Origin of the sequence: Mesorhizobium sp. M5C.F.Ca.IN.020.29.1.1, from assembly GCF_003997375.1 — a bacterium.
Classification (GTDB): Bacteria; Pseudomonadota; Alphaproteobacteria; order Rhizobiales; family Rhizobiaceae; genus Mesorhizobium; species Mesorhizobium wenxiniae.
This window is the reverse complement of record NZ_RZSW01000315.1, coordinates 1-7,139: the sequence shown is the minus strand read 5'-3', so window position 1 is coordinate 7,139 and position 7,139 is coordinate 1. Positions and strand designations below refer to the sequence as shown.

The 7,139-nt window shown below is 62.1% G+C and carries 7 protein-coding genes; 5 read left to right on the top strand and 2 right to left on the bottom strand.

Translation table 11 applies throughout. From position 1 onward, the window contains the following. The first annotated feature begins 8 nt into the window (after positions 1-8). From EOA85_RS22490 to EOA85_RS22480, 3 genes are all read left to right on the top strand, one after another. Complete coding sequence (locus EOA85_RS22490; protein WP_127211216.1) at positions 9-203, top strand: hypothetical protein; 195 nt, start codon at positions 9-11, stop codon at positions 201-203. Positions 204-333: 130 nt separating this feature from the next. Beyond that, positions 334-1,794 (top strand): AMP nucleosidase, encoded by a 1,461-nt coding sequence (locus EOA85_RS22485; RefSeq protein ID WP_240992499.1) that lies wholly within the window; start codon positions 334-336, stop codon positions 1,792-1,794. 100 nt (positions 1,795-1,894) lie between these two features. Next, complete coding sequence (locus tag EOA85_RS22480) at positions 1,895-2,974, top strand: endonuclease/exonuclease/phosphatase family protein (protein WP_127211215.1); 1,080 nt, start codon at positions 1,895-1,897, stop codon at positions 2,972-2,974. 4 nt (positions 2,975-2,978) lie between these two features. On the opposite strand, the gene EOA85_RS22475 is transcribed toward EOA85_RS22480, so the two are convergent. Together EOA85_RS22475 and EOA85_RS22470 are read right to left on the bottom strand one after the other, a co-directional pair. Further along, on the bottom strand, positions 2,979-3,584 hold the full coding sequence (locus tag EOA85_RS22475) for a DUF922 domain-containing protein (protein ID WP_127211214.1): 606 nt from the start codon (positions 3,582-3,584) through the stop codon (positions 2,979-2,981). A gap of 140 nt (positions 3,585-3,724) precedes the next feature. Further along, complete coding sequence (locus EOA85_RS22470) at positions 3,725-5,404, bottom strand: electron transfer flavoprotein-ubiquinone oxidoreductase (protein WP_127211213.1); 1,680 nt, start codon at positions 5,402-5,404, stop codon at positions 3,725-3,727. A gap of 248 nt (positions 5,405-5,652) precedes the next feature. Between EOA85_RS22470 and EOA85_RS22465 the strand changes: the two genes are divergently transcribed. Together EOA85_RS22465 and EOA85_RS22460 are read left to right on the top strand one after the other, a co-directional pair. Further along, positions 5,653-6,297 carry a hypothetical protein gene (locus EOA85_RS22465; RefSeq protein ID WP_127211212.1) on the top strand — a complete coding sequence of 215 codons (645 nt, stop codon included), beginning with the start codon at positions 5,653-5,655 and terminating at the stop codon, positions 6,295-6,297. Positions 6,298-6,424: 127 nt separating this feature from the next. After that, the coding region (locus EOA85_RS22460) for a uracil-DNA glycosylase (protein WP_164759806.1) at positions 6,425-7,139 on the top strand (715 nt) is incomplete at its 3' end.

Here is a 7,139-nt window from a genome sequence, read left to right as displayed (position 1 = left end):
AACATACCATGAACCGCATCGTCGCCAACGCCTTCAAGGCCCTTCGGCTTGTGCCGCGGGCGACGCTCATCCTGACGGTTCTTGCAGCGCCGGTTCTGGCCGTGCCCACGATGCGCGCCGATGCCGGCTCGACGATCGAAGCGCCGGCGTTGAAGAAGAACGGCGTCGGCTTTGTGCTGTTGGTCAGTCTGCGACGCGGCTAGGTCGATCGGCCTTCATTGAACCCATTCAATAATGAAAAACGACCCTTTGGCCCCTCCCAACCGTATGGCCAAGCCTCTATATTGGGTCATGGAAAAGCGAATCTATCCTCAAGCCATAGACTCAGTCGTGATGCCGGAGCCGTTTGGCCGGCAGATCTTCAATGATGCCGGAAAGGCCGTCGCGGCCCTGCAGGCCCTCTACGACCGCAACACCAAATTCCTGCGCGATTCGTTTACGGCGCTCGCCGCAGGCGGCGACAACAACAAGCGCTACCGGGCCTTTTACCCCGAGGTCGGCGTCACCACGACTTCGTTCACCCAGATCGACTCGCGGCAGGCTTACGGCCATATGCCGACGCCTGGGCATTTCTCGACCACCATAACCCAGCCCGCCCTTTTCGAACGCTATCTCATCGAACAGCTTCGCCTGATCATGCGCAATCACGGCGTTCCGGTCACGGTTTCGGAATCTACGACGCCCATCCCGCTGCATTTCGCGTTCCTGGAAGGCTCCCATGTCGACGGCGCGGCAGCCGAGCGCATCAGGCGGCCGATCCGTGACCTGTTCGACGTGCCGGATCTCGACGGCACCGACGACCAGATCGCCAACGGCACGTTCGAAGTGGCTTTAGGCGAAGCCAGGCCGTTGGCGGCGTTCACGGCGCAACGCATCGACTACTCGCTGCACCGGATGTCGCACTATACGGCGACCAGTCCCCAGCATTTTCAGAATTTCGTGCTGTTCACCAACTACCAGTTCTACATCGACGAATTCGTCGCCCGTGCGCACGAGCTGATGGCGAAAGGCGGCGGCGGATACGTCGAATTCGTTGAGCCGGGAAATGTCGTCACCAAGGCTGGACAAAGCGCGCCTTGCCATGGCGTGGCGCCGCCGCGCCTGCCGCAGATGCCGGCCTATCATCTGAAGAAGCCGAACCATGGCGGCATCACGATGGTCAATATCGGCGTCGGCCCCTCCAACGCCAAGACGATCACCGACCACATTGCGGTGCTCAGGCCGCATGCCTGGGTGATGCTCGGCCATTGCGCCGGGCTGCGCAACACCCAGGCACTGGGCGACTATGTGCTGGCGCATGCCTATGTGCGGGAAGACCATGTTCTGGACGATGATCTTCCGGTCTGGGTGCCGATCCCGCCGCTGGCCGAAATCCAGGTGGCGCTGCAGGAGGCGGTCGCCGAAGTCACCGGTCTTTCCGGCTACGACCTCAAGCGTATCATGCGCACCGGCACCGTCGCCACCATCGACAACCGCAACTGGGAGCTGCGCGACCAGCGCGGGCCGGTGCAGCGGCTGTCGCAGTCACGGGCGATTGCGCTCGACATGGAATCGGCGACGATCGCGGCCAATGGCTTCCGTTTCCGCGTACCCTATGGCACGCTGCTTTGCGTGTCCGACAAGCCCCTGCATGGCGAATTGAAGCTGCCCGGCATGGCGACCGAGTTCTACAAGCGCCAGGTGGCACAGCATTTAACCATCGGCATCAGGGCGATGGAAAAGCTGGCCGAGATGCCGATGGAACGGTTGCATTCGCGCAAGCTCAGAAGCTTTTCGGAAACGGCATTCCAGTAGCACCGATCGATCGACCGGAGCATGGCCGGAGCTTGGTAAGAGCGCAGCAGGGCATTTCGCCATCTTGATTGGGCCGCATTTCTACCGATAAGCAAAGTAGATGGCACGCGTTCGAAACATGATGACATCGGCGGCATTCGTCGCAATGCTCGGCTGCTCGGTCGCGCTGGTGGCTGGGTTTTTCGGAACGCTGCATCCGGCCTTCGATTCCTTCGCTCATTTCCGCGTTCATCTTGCCGTGCTGATGGCGCTTTGCGCGCTGCCCTTGCTCGTGACCTCGTTTCGCCTGCAGGCCGCCGCAGCGCTGCTCGTTGCGGGGGCTGCCTTTGCCACCACGTCGAACATCCTACCAGTGCCCCGCCTGTGGCCAGTCCAGGCAGCCTTCGAAGCCAACCCCGGCGACCAGCCCGTTTACCCCGGCGACCAGTCGGTCTATCCCGGTCACAAGGCGGTCTATCGCCTGCTGCAGATGAACCTGCGGTTCAACAACCCAACGCCTGAAAAGGTACTGTCGCTGATCGGCCGGACCCAGCCTGATGTGATTACCCTCGACGAGGTATCCGACATGTGGAAGGCAAAGCTTGGACTGCTGTCCAGCGCCTACCCCTACCGGATCCTCTGCCCTTACCCAAATGGCGTGTTCGGCGTTGCGCTGCTGTCCAGACGGCCGTTTGCCGCCGGCACACAACCACGCTGCGACAGGCGCGGCGCGATTGCCATCGCGACAGTCGATTTCGGCGGAACCGACGTCGACGTCGCAGCCGTGCACCTCACCTGGCCATGGCCGTACAACCAATCACGGCAGATCGGCGGATTGTCGGAAGAGTTCGCATCGCTTGGCGAGACATCGATCATGGCAGGCGACTGCAATGCAGTGCCGTGGAGCGCCGCCGTCCGGCGCGTCGCAGATCTTGGCAAGCTGACCGTGGCGCCTTCGCCGGGGCCGACTTGGCTCTACATCAATCTGCCGGATTTCCTGCGCTTCGCCGGATTGCCGATCGACCAGGTTTTCAGCAAGGGCTCGGTTCTTATCCATTCGGTGTCGAGACTGGAAGGCACCGGGTCCGACCATCTTCCGCTGATGGTGGTTTTCTCGCTCAGGCCGGAACAGAAAAAGCCGGTCGATGAAGATGAAACTGCGACCGCATCCGTGACACAGCACGGCAGGACTCGAGGCTGAGCGCCTACTGCTTGCGCAACAGGGCACCGATGAGGCGTTCGACATGGCCGCCGTGGCGATGCTCGCGCGCGTCGAAGGCGTTCTGTTTCGCCTCGTATTCGGCATAGACGGCCTTGATCCGGCGCCTCGCCTCGCGGTGCGTCTTGCTGCAAACCCAGTTGTCGGCGAACTCCAGTCCCGTGATCGATCTTTCGGTCGCCCGCATCATTGTTTTGGCGATGCGGCCATGGTTATGCTCGTGAGCACGAACGCCGGCGAAGAACCGCTTCCAGCGCTTCTGAAGCGCCGGTGTCGCGGCTGAGACCATGCGGGGTAAGGTGTAGGTGAGATCGAGTGTCCCATTGGCCTGCCGCAGCCGACAGACGCCACCCTCCCTGCTGATCTCAAGGTCCCAACTTACGGTATAGGCGGTCAGCGCGATGGCGTGCGTCATAAAGCCGTGCCGCTTCGGGCCGTTGCGGTCCATGGCCTCGATCAGGGCGGCGCCCGTGGTTCCTGATATGTCGTACGTCCGGGTCTTGACCAGCACCTTCGTGTCAGCCGATGCCGACGGTGCGAAGCCGCACAAGCCACCAATCGCCACAAGGCACGTCAAAACCGCCAGGCGCATGGTCATCTCTCCGGTCAGAAGGGAAAGGAACCACAAGCGCCGCGCCGCTTCAACTTTTTTTAGACACCGCAAATATAATAGGCCTTTACCGGCTTTCATTTGGTCGACGTCGAGATGGCCGGCGGGGCCGTTCAGGCAGGCTACATGTTCTGGTAGACTGGTCCCTCACCACCCTGTGGCGGCACCCAGGTTATGTTTCGGTTCGGGTCCTTGATGTCGCAAGTCTTGCAGTGGACGCAGTTCTGCGCGTTGATGACGAAGCGCACGTCCTTCGCCTCGGGATCGGCGCCGGCGTTGCCATCCTTGTCGACCCATTCGTAGACGCCGGCCGGGCAGTAGCGTGTCGAGGGCCCGGCATAGACATCGTGTTCGGAACGCTGCTGCAGGTCCATATCCGCGACCAGCAGGTGGACAGGCTCGTTTTCCTCGTGGTTGGTGTTTGAGAGAAACACCGAGGACAGGCGGTCGAAGGTGAGCACGCCGTCCGGCTTCGGATAGGCGATCTTCTTATGCTTAGCGGCCGGTTCCAGCGTCGCATAGTCGGCCTTGCCGTGCTTCAGCGTGCCGAAAGGCGAGAAGCCGAACAGCGAATTCAGCCACATGTCGAGGCCGCCAATACCGACGCCGACGACGGTGCCGAAGCGCGACCACAATGGCTTGACGTTGCGCACCTTCTTCAAATCCTTGCCGATATCGGTCGCCCGCCATGCCGCCTCGTAAGTAGCCGGTTCGTCATTGGCACGGCCGGCGCCGATCGCCTCGGCGATATGCTCGGCCGCCAGCATTCCGGAGAGCACGGCATTGTGCGAGCCCTTGATGCGCGGCACGTTGACGAAGCCGGCAGCACACCCAATCAGCGCGCCACCGGGGAAGGACAGTTTCGGCACCGACTGCCAGCCGCCCTCGGTGATGGCACGGGCGCCATAACCCAGCCGCTTGCCGCCCTCGAATGTGCCTTTGATCGCCGGGTGGGTCTTGAAGCGCTGGAATTCATCGAAAGGCGACAGATAGGGGTTCTTGTAGTTGAGGTGGACGACGAAGCCGACCGCCACCTGGTTGTCTTCCAAATGGTAGAGGAAAGAGCCGCCGCCGGTCTTCATGTCGAGCGGCCAGCCGAAGGAATGCTGGACAAGGCCTGGCCGGTGGAGCTCCGGCTTGATCTGCCAGAGCTCCTTGAGGCCGATGCCGTATTTGCCGGGCTCGCGGCCGTCGGAAAGATGGTATCTGGCGATCAGTTGCTTGGCCAGCGAGCCGCGCGCGCCCTCGCCGATCAGCACATATTTGCCCATCAGCGCCATGCCCGGCGCGAAGCCCGGGCCATGCGTGCCGTCTTTCTCGACGCCCATATCGCCGGTGACAACGCCGGTGACCGCGCCCTCGTCGCTGTAAATGAGGCCCACCGCGGCAAAGCCCGGGTAGATCTCGACGCCCAGCGCCTCGGCCTTGGTCGCCAGCCAGCGGCAGACATTGCCGAGCGAAACGATGTAGTTGCCGTGGTTGTTCATCAGCGGCGGCATCAGGATGTTGGGCAGACGGAACGAACCGGCAGGGCCGAGGACCAGGAAATGGTCTGCCGTAACCGGCGTCTTGAACGGATGTCCCTCTTCGTCACGCCAGCCCGGCAGCAGCCGGTCGATGCCGATCGGGTCGACTACGGCGCCAGACAGGATGTGGGCGCCGACTTCGCCGCCCTTTTCCAGGACGACGACGGAAAGCTCGGGATTGACCTGCTTGAGACGGATCGCCGCGGCGAGGCCGGCCGGACCAGCGCCGACGATGACCACGTCGAATTCCATGCTTTCGCGTTCGATCTCGCTCATCAACCCCTCACTGGCTGCCGCATTTGCGCATCTTGCTGGCTTATCCGCTGCATAGCGCATCAATTCGCGACGCGAAACCGGCGCTGACGTGACAATGCCGATTTCGTCAAAAAGTCGCGCATCGTACTACAAAATCACGGTTTGCAGTCCACCGGAACATCGATCCCGGCCAGGCCCCATTTCAAGAGAGCCGGCGCCCTGACGTTTTTAATTGTTCGACGGCTTGCTTATCGGCCATACTTCGCACCATGCGCATATACGGGCCAATTGGCTTTTCATCGACGCGCTTTTTTTCCGCGCCCGGACGGATTTGCCGGGCGCTCGTTTTGGCCCTTTTGCCGCTGATGCCCGTTGGCGCCCATGCCGAGCCTCAGAGGGTCTGGGCGGCCGGAGCCTACTCCTTTTCCGACGAGCTGGGCGGCTTCCGCATCACCAGCGCCTCGGGCATCGGGACAAAGGAGGACCCGCTTGTCATCACCGAAGAGCTGAACTCGGCAACACCGGTGACACTGACTATCCGCACGACGAAGCCGATCCATCCCTTCGGCACCGCGGGCCAATTTGCGAACGGCCTCATGTATATGCGCATCGACGTGCTCAATAACAGCGGCCAGGCCTGGGTCGAGTTCCAGTTCGAGCTCCAGGAGGTGCTCCACCGGCCGAGCGTGTTCGGCGACGGCCTGTCATTCGACCAGCGCAACAAGACGCCTGACAACATCTGGTCGAGCAGCTTTGCCGATTTCGATCGCGACTTCGAACCCTATGATCGGCTGCTGTTCAAGAGTGGCAAGATCGACCCGCTGACGACAGCAAAATTCGATTACCTGATCACCGACTACACACCGCGCTGGACGTTCTATCTGGTGCAGGATCCGCGTATACCGTCGAGCTAAGGGTCATGTTTATGTCGTTCCCAAAACCGCTATGCACCCAGGGTCAGGCCCCGGTCAGGCCCGAGGGCATGCTTTCGGGCGACATGCATTACTTGCAAATTCTTGCTGCGCGGCCGAATGTGAAAGCATGACTGCCGTTTCCCGAGACAACCGACCTGCTATCGCCGACCTGCTGGCCTTTTACGCCAGCGCCGGCGTCGATGAAGCGCTCGAAGAGGAGCCGCTGAATAGGTTTGCCGAGGCTGCGTCAAAGTCGCCTGAGCCGGCGCCAACGACAGTTACGCCGACAACTGGTGAAAACGCCGCACTGCCACGCTCGACAGGCCTGTCACGCGCCGAAATGGGCGAAAGGCAAGCTGCGGCACCGGCGGTGCGCGCCCCGTCCGGTACGGCGACGGTGCCCGATGAGCAACAAGCGGCATTGGCGCGGCAATTGGCAACGACGGCCACGAGCCTGGACGAGCTTCGCAAGCACATGGCGGCATTCGACGGCTGCAATCTCAAATTCACCGCCAAGAACCTGGTGTTCGCCGACGGCAATCCGAATGCCGCGGTGATGCTGGTCGGCGAGGCGCCCGGCCGCGACGAGGACCTCGAGGGATTGCCGTTCGTCGGCCGCTCGGGCCGGCTGCTCGACCAAATGCTGGCCGCGATCGGACTCGACCGGACCTCGGCCTACATCGCCAATGTCATTCCCTGGCGACCGCCGGGCAACCGCACGCCGACACCGCACGAGACCGAGATTTGCCGCCCATTCATCGAACGGCAGATCGAGCTGGTCAAGCCGAAGGTGCTGGTCAACCTGGGCGGCCCCTCGGCAAAGACCTTGCTCAACACCACCG